The following is a 13212-nucleotide window of genomic DNA, read 5'->3' as shown; positions in this document are numbered from 1 at the left end:
ACTGCAACAAGCGAACGACTGACAACGCGAAACCGTAAAGCAACGCAATACGGCTCCTTCGCCGCCAACCGGCAGCAGCCGGCCAGCTTCGGAAGGAAGTTTCGAGGAAAAGCCGCGAGCGGGAACGTTTTCGGCCTGGTTGGATGTTGACCCTGGTACGACAGCTCGTCGAGCTAGAGAAGAGGCGACGTGACTACTGTTCTGACACCCGCGACCCCGCTGACGGCCGCTGACCGATGCGACCGTTGCGGCGCCCAGGCATATCTGCGCGTCGTCCTGCTGAGCGGCGGCGAACTGCTGTTCTGCGCCCACCACGGGCGCAAGTTCGAGCCGGAACTCAAGAAGATCGCCGCGGATATACAGGATGAGACCGAGCGGCTCACGTCCGCTCCGACGGCCAATGCCGACACCGAGGACCGCTGACACAGGCCTATACCTCGCATCCGACGAGCCAGGACCGGCCAGGCCGGTCGACGGGCGGCACCCCTGAGACCCAGGAGTGCCGCCCGTCCTCACGTCCGGAGCCGGGGCCGGACCGGCCCCGGTGCCCTAACGCCCCCCGGGCCTGATGCGCCCCGGTGCTCCCGCGGAACCCTGCGGCTCCTGCGCCACATGCCCCTGTACGGGCCGTGCAGCGGGTCCGGAGCGCCGTTCGGCACCCCACGCGATGTCGTGGCCGTCGCTTCGCCGCGGGGCCGTCTCCGGGGCCGTCACGAACCCCGTGAGCGGCGCGATCTTCGTGTACACCCCCGGGCTGTCGGGGCGCCCGCAGCCGCGCCCCCAGGACACGAGCCCGATGAGCCTGCCCTGGGCGACGAGCGGCCCGCCGCTGTCCCCCTGGCAGGCGTCCCGGCCGCCGTCGCGGTGTCCCGCGCACACCATGGAGTCGGGCCGGTACTGCCCGTCGGCGTCCCCCGGATACGCACGCCGGCAGACGTCGTCCGCCAGCACGGTCACGCGGGCGGCCCGCAGCGCGTACGCGTAGTCGCCGAATCCGCTCGTGTCCCCCCAGCCGTACACGGCCGCCTCGCCGCCCGCCGCGTAGCCCGGATGCCCCGCCCCGGCCATGGGGAGCACGTAGTGGGCGGGCACGGCCTCGGCCAGCTCCAGTACGGCCAGGTCCCCGGCGTTGCTGCGGGCGTCGTAGGCCGGGTTCACACGGGCCGAGCGGATCGGGATCTCGCGGCCCTCGTCCGCCCGCAGCTCCGTACGCCCGGTGATCACCCGGAAGTCGGGGACGGACGCGACCGGGCCGCCCAGCACCTGGCGGCCCAGGCAGTGGGCGGCGGTCAGGACCTTGGTCGGGCCCACGATGACGCCGCCGCAGAACTGGCCGCCCCGCGTACCCCCGAACCGGTCACGGCTGGCGAGGGCCACCACCCACGGGCTGTCGGCCGCCTTCACCGGCTTCCCGCCGATCACCACACTGTCCGCGGCTGCCTGCGGCGCCTGGGCCAGCGGCGCCGCGGCCGCCCCCGCCACCAGGGTCAGCGCGCCCGCCAGAGCACGGGAAAAGGGACGACGCATGAGGCCTCCTGACTCCGAGTGTGCATGACTCCACCCAGAGTGGGACGCCAAGTGGCCGTGCGCACCCGCGCACGGCCACCTCCGTACGGCCCCGGCCGGACCGCGTGTCCGGCCGGTCCGGATCAGTCCAGGTAGTCGCGCAGGACCTGCGAGCGCGACGGGTGGCGCAGCTTCGACATCGTCTTGGACTCGATCTGACGGATCCGCTCGCGCGTGACGCCGTAGACCTTGCCGATCTCGTCGAGGGTCTTCGGCTGGCCGTCGGTGAGGCCGAAGCGCATCGAGACCACGCCGGCCTCGCGCTCGCTCAGGGTGTCGAGCACCGAGTGCAGCTGCTCCTGGAGGAGCGTGAAGCTCACGGCGTCGGCCGGGACGACCGCCTCGGAGTCCTCGATGAGGTCACCGAACTCGCTGTCGCCGTCCTCGCCGAGCGGGGTGTGCAGGGAGATCGGCTCACGGCCGTACTTCTGGACCTCGATGACCTTCTCGGGGGTCATGTCGAGTTCCTTGGCCAGCTCCTCCGGGGTGGGCTCGCGGCCCAGGTCCTGGAGCATCTGGCGCTGCACACGGGCCAGCTTGTTGATGACCTCGACCATGTGCACCGGGATGCGGATGGTGCGGGCCTGGTCGGCCATGGCACGCGTGATCGCCTGGCGGATCCACCAGGTCGCGTACGTGGAGAACTTGTAGCCCTTGGTGTAGTCGAACTTCTCGACCGCGCGGATCAGGCCCAGGTTGCCCTCCTGGATCAGGTCCAGGAAGAGCATGCCGCGGCCGGTGTAGCGCTTGGCCAGGGAGACGACGAGGCGGAGGTTGGCCTCCAGCAGGTGGTTCTTGGCGCGGCGGCCGTCCTCGGCGATGATCTCCAGCTCGCGCTTGAGCTTGGGCGCCAGCTTGTCGGAGTTGGCCAGCTTGTCCTCGGCGAACAGGCCCGCCTCGATGCGCTTGGCGAGCTCGACCTCCTGCTCGGCGTTGAGGAGGGGGACCTTGCCGATCTGCTTGAGGTAGTCCTTGACCGGGTCGGCGGTGGCACCGGCCACGGCGACCTGCTGGGCCGGGGCGTCGTCCTCGTCGTCGGAGATGACGAAGCCCTTGCTCTCGCCGCCGTCCTCTTCCTCCTCGCCCTCCGCCTTGACCGCGCCGGGGCCCTCCTCGGAGGACTCCTCCTCGCCGGCCTCGTCGGCGTCCTTCTTGGCGGCGGTCTTCTTCGCCGCGGTCTTCTTGGCGGCGGTCTTCTTGGCAGGGGCCGCCTTCTTGGCCGCCGTCTTCTTCGCCGCGGTCTTCTTCGCGGCCGGCTCCGCGCCGGGCTCCTCCGCGAGAGCGTCCACGGGCTCCGGGTCCACCGTCTCGGCAGCGGGTGCCGCGGCGGCGACGGTCTGCGCGGCCGTCGTCTTCGCCGCGACGGTCTTCGTGGCCGTCCGCTTGGCCGGGGTCTTCGCTGCGACGCTCTTGCGGGTGGTGCGCTTGGGCGACTCCGCGGCACTGACCATCAGCGTCACACCCTCTTCCTCGAGGATCTGGTTGAGGCTGCGCAGAACATTCTTCCACTGGGTCGCAGGAATCTGGTCAGCCTCGAAGGCCCGACGCACGTCATCGCCGGCGATCTGCCCCTCGGCCTTGCCCCGCTCGATGAGCGCCATCACAGACTCGGAATCGGCGATCTCCGGCGGGAGCGTACGGGATGTGCTGGCCGACACGAACAACCTCTCGGAACGATGGAAACGGCTTCCGACCCCGGCCGGATGGTGCTGAACCGGAGCCGACGACCACCGACTGGGGATGGGCCGGGGGCGCGGGCAGGGGCCGGGGAGCTGCACAGCACCCGCAAGGGCTGCTGTCTTCCCTCCGTCGGCCATCACCTCTCTAGGTCATCGTTCGACCTCGCGGAGTGTTACGCCCAATCTTCGTGGCCCGAGTCACACCCCGACCGCCCGACCGCCCCGCCGCCCGCGCCGCCGCGCCTCTGCGCGTCAGTGCTCGCGCGGGGCGGGGACCACGCGCTCGACCTCCGGGTGCACCGTCAGGAGCTGGCGCATGGCGTTCTCGGCGCCCACGGCGTCGCCTGCCGCGAGGGCCTCGACCATGCGCGCGTGGTGCGCGACGCACGTCTCGCTCGGACGGTCGCAGGCGGTGATGGGGCTGCCGGAGACCTGCAGGGCGGCGGAGACGATGCCGGAGAGGTGCTCCAGCATGCGGTTGCCCGCGACCTGGATGAGGAGCGCGTGGAACTCGTTGTCGGCGCGTGCGAAGGTGATCGCGTCGCCCTGGCCGAGGGCGTGGCCCATGATCTCGACCATGTCGGCGAGGCGCTGCTGGATGTCCGGGCGCCCGTGGCCGGCGGCGAGGCGGGCGGCGAGCGGCTCGATGGTCCAGCGGAGCTCGTTCAGCTCGCGGCGCTGGTCGTCGCGCTGGGGGCCGAAGGCGCGCCACTCGATGATGTCGGGGTCGAGCAGGTTCCAGTCGGCGACCGGCCGGACGCGGGTGCCGACGTTGGGGCGGGCGCTGACGAGGCCCTTGGCCTCCAGCACGCGCAGCGATTCGCGGACCACCGTGCGGGAGACCTCGAAGCGCTGGCCGATCTCCTCGGGGACCAGGGGGCGGTCTGCGCCGAGGTCGCCGGAGACGATCATCTGGCCGAGCTGCTGGACGAGTTGGCCGTGCAGTCCGCGGCCGCGGCTGCCTGCCGCGCGGCGGCCCACCCGGCTCAACTCCACGTCGGCGCCGTCCCAGTGGGGCGCTGCGACGCGGTCGGTCCCGGAGGTCTCCGCGTAGGGGTAGCGGTCGAGTTCGCCCGGGCCGGCGAGGCCGGAGTCTGCATGGCGGGCGGCGGTCATCATGGTGTGCGCAAGGGTACTCACGAATCCTTTGTCGGCCGTGCCTGGATGACCCTTGAGGTCTTTGGTGAAAAGCACACGAAAGGGTGATCGGTGCCACCTACGCAATTGACGACTTATCGTAAAGAACCGGGCTCTTTGCGGGGAGTTGTGGTCCGGTTCACGTGATGCGGACCGGATCGATCCCCTTCAGGCCATCTCCGGCACCACATCGATCAGCAACGGTCCTTTACCAACGGACGCGGCTGCGCAGTCCTGTGAACGCATAGGCGCACAACAGAACCGTCAGCGACAACAGCAGCGCCGTGCCGACGGGTTGGGCCATCACCCGCAGGGCCCCCAGGACCAGGCGGTCCGCCTCGGGGGGCCACTGCGCCCAGGCCAGCCCGCGCAGCCGGGCCGCGAGCCCGCTCGCCGCGTACGCGGACGGCCCGTCCAGCGCCTTGCGCACGAGCGGCACGACGATGACCGGTACGGCGAGCACGGCGGCCAGGCCCGCGACCGCCGACCGGAAGACCCCGGAGGCCAGCACCCCGGCCCAGGCGCAGCCGACGAGCAGTCCGGCCCAACTCACCGCCGGGGAGAGCCATTCCCCGGGGGCGCGCAGCGGGCCGCGGTCGAAGACCAGCTTCAGCGCGGCGGCGTCGGCGGTGACCACGAGCGCGCCGAAGGCCAGGGCGAGGGCGCCGCAGACCGCGAGCTTGGCGGCGAGCAGGCCCAGGCGGCGCGGCACGGTGCCGCGGTCGGCGGCGAGCGCGGGGTAGCGGTACTCCTCGCCGAAGGCCAGGGCGCCGAGCAGCCCGGCGCCGAGGGCGGCGGGGGGCAGGGGCAGCAGCTCCGGCCAGGCAGCGAGCAGCCGGTTCTGCGGGGTGCCGCCGGCCCGGGCCAGCACCAGTGCGGTGACGGCGGAGACGGCGACGACCAGGGCCGCGGTCAGGAGGGGCACGGCGGTGCCGAAGACCCGGCACAGCTCGTAGCGCAGCGGCCGCAGCGGCCCGCCCACCCGGCGCACCGCGGAGGCGGGCCGCGTACCGCCGGAGGTGGCGGCGGCGCTCCCGGGCGTCTGGTCCGCGCCGTCCGGCTCGGTGCGCGCCTGCGGCACCGGCGGGCGCGGCGCGCCCGCGTCCCCGGTCTCGTCGGCGAGCTGGTGGACCAGCACGCCGTGCCGGAACGCGGCCTCGCCCACCTCCGCGCAGCTGCTGCCGTACACCGACAGGCGGCTGCCGCTCTCCTCCACGATTTCCACCGCGCGCTGGGCGGCCCTGGCCTCCCGGCCGAGCACGTCGGCCAGCCGGCCGGCGTACGGGCTGCGGACGGCGACGCGGGGCCGCAGCCGGGTCCGGGCGAACTCGGCCGCGTCCTGGTCGGCGACCAGCCGGCCCGCCGCGATGCTGACGACCCGGTCCGCGCTGCGGGCGGCCTCCTTGGCGTCGGCGGTGGTGAAGAGCACCGCTCCGCCCTGGGAGGCGTGTCCGCGCAGCAGCCCGTGGAGCCAGCCGTGTTCGCGGGGCGAGAGTCCGGCGGTGGGCTCGTCGAGGAGCAGCGTGCACGGGTCGGCGAGCAGGGCCGCGGCCAGTGCCACCCGGCGCTCCATGCCGAGCGAGAGCGAGCCGAGCCGCTGGTCGCGCAGGCCCCCGATGCCGACCACCTCCAGCATGGTGTCGGCCCGGGAGGCCGGCACCCCGGCGGCGGCGCACAGCATCCGCAGCTGGCTCAGGACGGTCCGCGACGGGTTGCCGGGCACGTCTGCGAGCACCACCCCGACCTCACGGCCGGGATGGGCGATCCGGTGCAGCGGGCGGCCGCGGAAGTAGGTGACGCCGCGGCCCGGTTCGAGTTCGAGCATGAGCCGCAGTGCGGTGGTCTTGCCCGATCCCGGTTCGCCGAGGAGGGCGGTCACGGTTCCCGGGCGGGCCTCGAGGGTGAGGTCGTCCACCAGGGGAGGGAGGTCTCGACGGGGTGTGCTGGTGAGTCCGATGGCCTGGAGCATCGCTTCTCTCGCGGGGGGTGAGACCGCTCTGCGGCAATGTGAGTACCGCAAACAAGATAACGCGATATATCCGATTTTCTGGGTAGCCGGGGTGCGTTCGCACCCGTGTCGACGCGTCAGACTTCGGGGCGCAGCATCGGCGGGTTGAGCAGGGTCGCCCCGCCGGCCCGGAACAGCTGGGCGGGGCGGCCGCCCTGACGGGTCGTCGTCCCTCCGGCCGGTACCAGGAACCCGGGGGTCCCGGTGACCTTGCGGTGGAAGTTGCGCGGGTCGAGGGCCACGCCCCACACGGCCTCGTAGACCCGGCGCAGCTCGCCGACCGTGAACGCGGGCGGGCAGAAGGCCGTGGCCAGCGAGGAGTACTCGATCTTGGACCTGGCGCGCTCCACGCCGTCGGCGAGGATCCGGGCGTGGTCGAAGGCCAGCCCCGCGGCGGCCTCGTCCGAGGCCACCAGGAGTTCGTCGACGGGGGCCCAGCGCGCGCTGTTGGCGTCTCCGCCCGCCCGGGGTGCGGGCAGGTCCGGAGCCAGGACCAGATGCGCGACGCTGACGACGCGCATGCGCGGATCGCGCTTCGGATCCCCGTACGTGGCCAGCTGCTCGAGGTGCGCCCCGTTGCCCGCGCCCGGATCGGCCGGGTCGTGCGCGCACAGGCCGGTTTCCTCGGAGAGCTCGCGGGCGGCGGCCGCGGACAGGTCCTCGTCTCCGCGGACGAAACCGCCGGGCAGGGCCCAGCGTCCCTGGAACGGCTGCTCGCCCCGCCGGACGACCAGCGCGCAGAGCGCGTGTCGCCGCACGGTGAGCACGACCAGGTCGACGGTGACAGCGAAGGGCGGATAGGCCGACGGGTCGTAGGGCGACATGCCGCGATCATAGTCGTCTGCTTGACGATAAACAGAGCTTTGGTGATCCCGGAGGCGGCGGTCCCCAGGCTACCCGCCCAGTTGGAGCGCATCGGCCGCCTCCTCCACCATGCCCAGGCCGAGCCGGCTGATCCGGACGGCGAACGGTTGCCCAGAGACCCGCAGGTCGCAAAGGCGCAGGGCGCCGAGGGGAGCACCCGGCAGCGGGACGACGGCGACGGTCCCCGCGGGGGCGTCGGGGCGGATCCCGGCGAGGGCCGTCAGGGCGTGCACCCCGGCGGCCGCGGCCACCGCGGCGGGACGGCAGGCCGCCGGATGCGGGAGGGGCGCGCTGCCCGCGGTGCGCTGCTCGGCGGCGTACATCTCCGGCAGCCGGTACCCGAAGCTCTCCGCGGCGTCGAGCAGACCCCGCAGCAGACCGGCGGCCTCCTTCTCGAAGCCGGCCTGGGCGAGCCCGGCGACCGCCACGGCGCTCTCGTACGCGCGCACCGCTCCGGAGCGGTGGCCGAAGGGGTTGTGGCCCGGCTCCCGGGTCGCCATGCTCCGCAGGCCCCAGCCGGAGTCCATGGCGGGGGCCCCGAGGAGGCGGGCGAGCTGTTCCGTGCGGACCCGGTCCAGCAGCCCGGGTGCGAGCAGGCCGCCTCCCAGGAGACCGGTGTCCAGGAGATGGGCCGCGCTTCCCGTCAGCCGCGGCAGCGGTCTCCCGTCGGGGTGCAGGGCAGCCGCGGGCCGGCCTCCGTCCGGGCCGTCGATCCAGAACCCGTCCCGGAAGCGCTTGCCGAGTGCGGCCGCCCACTCCCGCCACTCCTCGGCGCCGGGCCGCCCGCATCTGGCGAGCAGGTCGGCCCCGAGCAGCGCGGCCCGGTGGGCGTGGGCCTGGGTCTCGCAGCGCCGCGGCCCCGGATCGGGATCGGCCAGGAAGCCGTCCGCCCCCAGGGCCCCGCGCATCCAGTCCAGGCACCGCTCGGCCGCCGGGAGGAGCCGGGCCACCTCCTCCTCGGGCATCCCCCAGCGCCGGGCCTCGGCGAGCACCGCCGGGAAGGCGAGGGTCGCCTCGGTGCCGGTGCACCCGGGCGGCAGCTGCGGCCCCGCCCCGCGCAGCGGCCCCGGAATCTTCCCGGCGTCGGGGCCCGGGCCGCCGCTCTGGGTCCGGGCCAGGGTCCGCAGGGTGGCCGCCGCGAGCCCGGTGCCGAGCGGCAGCGCCATCCTGGCGGCCCAGAGGGACTCCGCCGGAGCCAGCCCGAGCCGCCACGGCACCCCGGCGGCGACGAAGGCGTCGGCCGGCTCCTCCCGGTCCCGCATCAGCAGCGCGCCGAGGTCCTCGACGCTGCGGCGGAACCAGACCTCGACCCGCGGGTCGTCCCCCTCGGCCCGGGCGCCGGCCAGCGGATTGGCCACCAGCCCGGCGGGGGCCCGCGAGATGCGGTCCTGCGTGGTCCGCAGCTCGATGGTGCGGGACTCACCGGGCCCCAGTTCGAGCTGCCAGCGCAGCAGCCCCGCCGAGGCCAGCGCGTCGTCCGGGGCCGGCTCGGCCGCGGTGACGGCCTGGGCCTCCCCGCTGGTCCAGCGCAGCCCGGCGGCGTGCACCCCGGCCGGCAGCTCGGGCCCGGCCCGGCCGGCCGCCACCGCGGCCAGCTCGGCCAGGTCGGTGCCGAGCAGCAGCTCCACGGGCAGGCGCAGCGGCCGGGCCGTGAAACTCCGCACGGTGATCCGCTCGGTGCCGTCCGCGTGCCGGACCCTCTCCACCCCGATGTCGGGATCGGGGCCACCGTCGGCCCCGGTGCGGACGGTGGCGGTGAAGGAGGCCCGGTCGGGGCCGAGGCTGCGCCCCTGGACGGCGACCGGGTCCCGGCCGCCGACGCGGAGCACGCAGCGGGAGAGCAGCCTGCGCCCGGAGCGGTAGATCCCGTCGATCCCCCGCCCGGTCAACTGGCCGTGTTCCGGCGAGATGACCAGGCAGGGTGCGGCGACGCAGATGATGGCGCCGTGCACGGGCGGCAACTCGGTCCTGCGGGCGGGCGGTACGGAGGGGGCCATGGGTCGCCTTGTCTGGGCTGTCTGCGCTCCGGCCTGTTTCGCTGGGCGGCGGCGCGGCCGGGCCCCCGCCACCCTCCAGCTGAACGGCCCGGCCCCCGCCCGGGTCACGGGCCCCGGTGGCGGCTGCGCCCGTACCGGGCCGTGCCGGTGACGGAGCCCGCGCCGCAGGACGGCCGCGGCCGCGCCCCTGATCCGCCGTACGGAACTCCCCGCACCCCGGCCCCGGTCCCGGCTCACCGGTCGCTCCCCGCGGCGCGGCGGGGCTCCCGGCGGGGCTTCGCCTCCCGGCGGCCCGGAGGGCGGGTGGTGGCCGCGACGCGCCTGCGGCGCGGTTCCCGTCGCCGTCGCTCCTCCCGCAGGCAGGCCCGCAGCCCCTCCGGGTCGATGCCCTCGTTGCAGGCGTGGTGGAGCAGTTGGGCGAAGCGGTACTCGGCGTCGGCCCGCAGGGCCAGTCCGAGGGCGATGCGGGCCGTCGGCTCGTCCCCGGTGGACCACGAGACCCAGCCCGCGAGGGTGAGCGGGGCCGCCGCGTGCTCGCCGTAGGCGCCGACGCAACGGCGGGCCAGTGCCCGCCACAGCCGCAGGGCGGGGGCCGCCTCCTCACCCTCCATCCACTCGGCGGCGACGTCGCGGATCTCGCGGTCCTGGAGGCCGAGGATCACGGTGGCGGCCTCGTCGTGCCCCAGCAGCGCGTCGTCCCAGTCGTCGGCTCCCGGTCCCCCCTCGACGGGTGGGGCGAGGGTCATCCGCTGCATCAGGGTGCGGGCCAGCGCGACCGTCTCCGCGCCCACCTCCCCGCGGGTGGCGCCGTCGAGGATCTTCGGCACGAGGGCGGCTGCCGCCCGGTCCAGGGCCCGTTCCATCTCCGCCGCGACGCCGCCGCGCAGGGGGACCATCCGGCCCTCGATCTCCCGGAGGGAGCCCCGGACCCGGAGTCCGGCGAAGGTGGCCGTCGCCGCCGTCACCGAGGTGCCGGTCGCGGCCAGCGGGCTGCCCTCCGCGGGGCAGCACCGCTCGTCGGGGCAGCAGTAGGACCAGTACCGGCCGGCGGAGAGGCACAGTGCCTCCATCACGGGCACGTCGAGCGCGCCGCAGGCCACCCGGATGCGCTGGGCCAGCGGCCGCAGCCGGGTCATGACCCGCTGGCCGCTCTCGCCGTCCGCCGGATCCTGGCAGAGGAAGACGACGATGCCGTCGGGCTTGGCGCCGCGCCGTTCACTGCCGCGGACCAGGCAGTCGGCCACCTGCCGGGCGGTGTCCTCCCATTCGGCCGGGGCCGTGGGGATGCCGACGCGGAGCCGGCCGCCGAAGCGCCCGCCCTCGCCGTGCACGGTGACCATGACGAGGGAGTCGGTCGGATGGAATCCGAGCATGTACGGCAGCGCGTCGGCGAGTTCGGCCGGGCTGCGCAAGGTGATCCGGGGGGCGAGGGCCTGCTCGGACGGGCCGATGGCGGGCCGGTCGGACGGGGTGCGTGATTCTCGGTCGTTCGTCATGCCCCGACGGTCCCGCGGACGATCAGATCCCGAAAGCCCTGTGGATAACTGTTGATTGCTCAACATCCACAGGCATTTCCGTGCCCTTGACACGGTGCCGGCTTTCCCGTGCCCTTGACACGAAGCCGGAGTCGCCGCGCACGCCGTCTCCGGCCCGGCCGGTGGTCAGCCCGCCGTCGCGAGGATCAGCGGGAGGACCCGGCCGCCGCCCGCCTGGCGGATCAGCCGGGCGGCGACGGCCAGGGTCCAGCCGGAGTCGGAGTAGTCGTCGACGAGGAGGACCGGCCCGGGCGACTGCGCCAGCGCCGCGGCCAGCTCCTGCGAGACGGCGAACGTGCCGGACAGGGCCCTGAGGCGCTGGGCGGAGTTGCTGCGCCGCGCCGCGTGCGCGCCGTCCGGCCCGGTGTACGTCAGGGTCCCCAGGTACGGGAGGCGGCCGATGCGCGCGATCCCCTCCGCGAGGGAGCCCACGAGCTGCGGGCGGGCCAGGGACGGTACGGCGACGACGCCCACGGGCCGGTCGGAGGCGTCCGCGACACCGGGGGCCCAGCCGCCCGCGGAGCGCGCCCAGTCGGCGAGCACGGCCACCGCGGCGTGCAGGACGTCCTCGGGGACCGGCCCGTCGGGGGCGTTCTCGGCGAGCAGCGGGCGCAGCCGGTTGCCCCAGCCGATGTCCGAGAGCCGGCCCAGGGCCCGCCCCGTGGAGCACTGCTCCCCGGCCGGGATGCGTCCCTTGACGTTGACGCCGAGGGCGGCCATGCCGGTCGGCCACATCCGGCGCGGCTCCACCTCCACGCCCGGGCGCTCCAGTTCCTTCGCCGCGCCGGTCAGGGTCTCCGCCGACACGGAGGAATCGGCCCAGGCGCCCGCGCAGTTGTCGCACCTGCCGCAGGGGGCCGCCCCCTCGTCGTCAAGTTGCCGGCGCAGGAACTCCATCCGGCATCCGGAGGTGCCCACGTAGTCGCGCATGGCCTGCTGTTCGGCGGCCCGCTGGCGGGCGACCCAGGCGTACCGCTCGGAGTCGTACGTCCACTCCCGGCCGGTGGAGGTCCAGCCGCCCTTGACCCGCTTCACGGCTCCGTCGACGTCGAGCACCTTGAGCATCGTCTCCAGCCGGGTTCGCCGGAGCTCCACCGCCGCCTCCAGGGCCGGCACCGACAGCGGCCGCCCCGCGTCGGCGAGGGCCGACAGGGTCTGCCGCACCTGGGCCTCGGGCGGGAAGGCGGTGTCGGCGAAGTAGCGCCAGATGGCCTCGTCCTCCATGCCCGGCAGCAGCAGGACCTCTGCGTGCTCCACCCCGCGCCCGGCGCGGCCCACCTGCTGGTAGTAGGCGATCGGCGAGGACGGCGAGCCGAGGTGGATCACGAAGCCGAGGTCGGGCTTGTCGAAGCCCATGCCCAGCGCCGAGGTCGCGACCAGCGCCTTGACCCGGTTCGCCTGGAGGTCGTCCTCGGCCTGCAGCCGGTCGGCGTTCTCCGTCTTGCCCGTGTACGAGGCGACCGGGAAACCGCGCTGGCGCAGGAAGGCGGCGGCCTCCTCGGCCGCGGCCACCGTCAGCGTGTAGATGATCCCCGAGCCGGGCAGCTCCTCCAGGTGCTCGGCGAGCCACGCCAGCCGGTGCGCGGCGTCCGGCAGCTCGACCACGCCGAGGCGCAGGCTCTCCCGGTCCAGCGGACCGCGCAGCACCAGGGCCTCGCCGGCACCCGTGCCCAGCTGCTCCGCGACGTCCGCGGTGACCCGGGCGTTGGCGGTCGCGGTGGTGGCCAGGACCGGCACACCGGGGGCGAGCTCGGCGAGCATCGCCCGCAGCCGGCGGTAGTCGGGGCGGAAGTCGTGGCCCCAGTCGGAGATGCAGTGGGCCTCGTCGACCACGAGCAGACCGGTCGTGGCCGCGAGCTTGGGCAGCACCTGCTCGCGGAAGTCCACGGAGTTGAGGCGCTCGGGGCTGACGAGGAGCACGTCCGTCTCGCCGCGCTCCACCTCCCCGTAGATGGCGTCCCACTCCTCGGGGTTGGCCGAGTTGATGGTGCGCGCCTGGATGCCGGCCCGGGCCGCCGCCTCGACCTGGTTGCGCATCAGCGCGAGCAGCGGCGAGATGATCACCGTGGGGCCGGAGCCGCGGCGGCGCAGCAGTGCGGTGGCGACGAAGTACACCGCCGACTTGCCCCAACCGGTGCGCTGCACCACCAGGGCCCGCCGGCGCTCCTCCACCAGGGCGGCCACGGCCTGCCACTGGTCCTCCCGCAGCCTCGCCCCGCTCCCCGGGGCGCCGATGAGCTCAGCGAGGATGGCGTCTGCTTCGGTGCGGAGCTCCAGGTTGTCCATGCCCCCATGCAACCGGATGGCACGGACAATCGGCCAATTCACCCAGCGTGAGAAGAGCGTCGCGGACCGTCCACCTGTCGGACGCACGCTCCACCCGGGCTCGATCCTGTCCCCAAAGGGGTGTTTCCGCTGGTACTGGG

Annotated in this window: 9 protein-coding genes; 1 reads left to right on the top strand and 8 read right to left on the bottom strand. The window is 74.3% G+C overall.

The annotated features are described in order from the left end of the window. Nucleotides 1-189: 189 nt before the first annotated feature. Nucleotides 190-423 (top strand): hypothetical protein, encoded by a 234-nt coding sequence (locus tag ACFY1T_RS29315; protein WP_030154305.1) that lies wholly within the window; start codon nucleotides 190-192, stop codon nucleotides 421-423. A gap of 126 nt (nucleotides 424-549) precedes the next feature. Here ACFY1T_RS29315 and ACFY1T_RS29310 read toward each other — a convergent pair whose 3' ends face one another. The 8 genes from ACFY1T_RS29310 to ACFY1T_RS29275 all read right to left on the bottom strand — a co-directional run bounded on the left by ACFY1T_RS29310 (nucleotide 550) and on the right by ACFY1T_RS29275 (nucleotide 13072). Then, nucleotides 550-1527, bottom strand: a complete 978-nt coding sequence (locus tag ACFY1T_RS29310) for a serine protease (RefSeq protein WP_390790816.1) — start codon at nucleotides 1525-1527, stop codon at nucleotides 550-552. Nucleotides 1528-1649: 122 nt separating this feature from the next. Then, nucleotides 1650-3224 (bottom strand): RNA polymerase sigma factor, encoded by a 1575-nt coding sequence (locus ACFY1T_RS29305; RefSeq protein ID WP_390790815.1) that lies wholly within the window; start codon nucleotides 3222-3224, stop codon nucleotides 1650-1652. Nucleotides 3225-3497: 273 nt separating this feature from the next. Then, complete coding sequence (locus ACFY1T_RS29300; RefSeq protein ID WP_390790814.1) at nucleotides 3498-4439, bottom strand: FadR/GntR family transcriptional regulator; 942 nt, start codon at nucleotides 4437-4439, stop codon at nucleotides 3498-3500. Nucleotides 4440-4590: 151 nt separating this feature from the next. After that, a complete protein-coding gene (locus tag ACFY1T_RS29295) occupies nucleotides 4591-6351 on the bottom strand; it encodes an ATP-binding cassette domain-containing protein (protein ID WP_390790813.1) in 1761 nt (586 codons plus the stop codon). A 116-nt stretch (nucleotides 6352-6467) separates the two neighbouring features. Beyond that, the gene (locus ACFY1T_RS29290) at nucleotides 6468-7214 is read right to left on the bottom strand and encodes an NUDIX domain-containing protein (protein WP_030859587.1); all 747 of its coding nucleotides are present in this window, start codon (nucleotides 7212-7214) and stop codon (nucleotides 6468-6470) included. A gap of 69 nt (nucleotides 7215-7283) precedes the next feature. Next, complete coding sequence (locus ACFY1T_RS29285) at nucleotides 7284-9251, bottom strand: glycogen debranching N-terminal domain-containing protein (protein WP_390790812.1); 1968 nt, start codon at nucleotides 9249-9251, stop codon at nucleotides 7284-7286. A 233-nt stretch (nucleotides 9252-9484) separates the two neighbouring features. After that, nucleotides 9485-10747 carry a DUF4192 domain-containing protein gene (locus ACFY1T_RS29280; RefSeq protein ID WP_390790811.1) on the bottom strand — a complete coding sequence of 421 codons (1263 nt, stop codon included), beginning with the start codon at nucleotides 10745-10747 and terminating at the stop codon, nucleotides 9485-9487. A 165-nt stretch (nucleotides 10748-10912) separates the two neighbouring features. Beyond that, nucleotides 10913-13072: a RecQ family ATP-dependent DNA helicase gene (locus ACFY1T_RS29275; RefSeq protein WP_390790810.1), complete on the bottom strand. Its 2160-nt coding sequence runs from the start codon at nucleotides 13070-13072 to the stop codon at nucleotides 10913-10915. Between the last annotated feature and the right edge of the window lie 140 nt (nucleotides 13073-13212).

It is taken from the genome of Streptomyces sp. NPDC001194 (genome assembly GCF_042896985.1).
Taxonomy (GTDB): domain Bacteria; phylum Actinomycetota; class Actinomycetes; order Streptomycetales; family Streptomycetaceae; genus Streptomyces.
This window is presented reverse-complemented; position numbering and strand designations above follow the sequence as displayed.

Bases quoted from the DNA above. Each gene is read 5' to 3' on its own strand.
- ACFY1T_RS29310 (WP_390790816.1), bottom strand. From the start codon at position 1,527: ATGCGTCGTCCCTTTTCCCGTGCTCTGGCGGGCGCGCTGACCCTGGTG.
- ACFY1T_RS29295 (WP_390790813.1), bottom strand. From the start codon at position 6,351: ATGCTCCAGGCCATCGGACTCACCAGCACACCCCGTCGAGACCTCCCT.
- ACFY1T_RS29290 (WP_030859587.1), bottom strand. From the start codon at position 7,214: ATGTCGCCCTACGACCCGTCGGCCTATCCGCCCTTCGCTGTCACCGTC.
- ACFY1T_RS29285 (WP_390790812.1), bottom strand. From the start codon at position 9,251: ATGGCCCCCTCCGTACCGCCCGCCCGCAGGACCGAGTTGCCGCCCGTG.
- ACFY1T_RS29280 (WP_390790811.1), bottom strand. From the start codon at position 10,747: ATGACGAACGACCGAGAATCACGCACCCCGTCCGACCGGCCCGCCATC.
- ACFY1T_RS29275 (WP_390790810.1), bottom strand. From the start codon at position 13,072: ATGGACAACCTGGAGCTCCGCACCGAAGCAGACGCCATCCTCGCTGAG.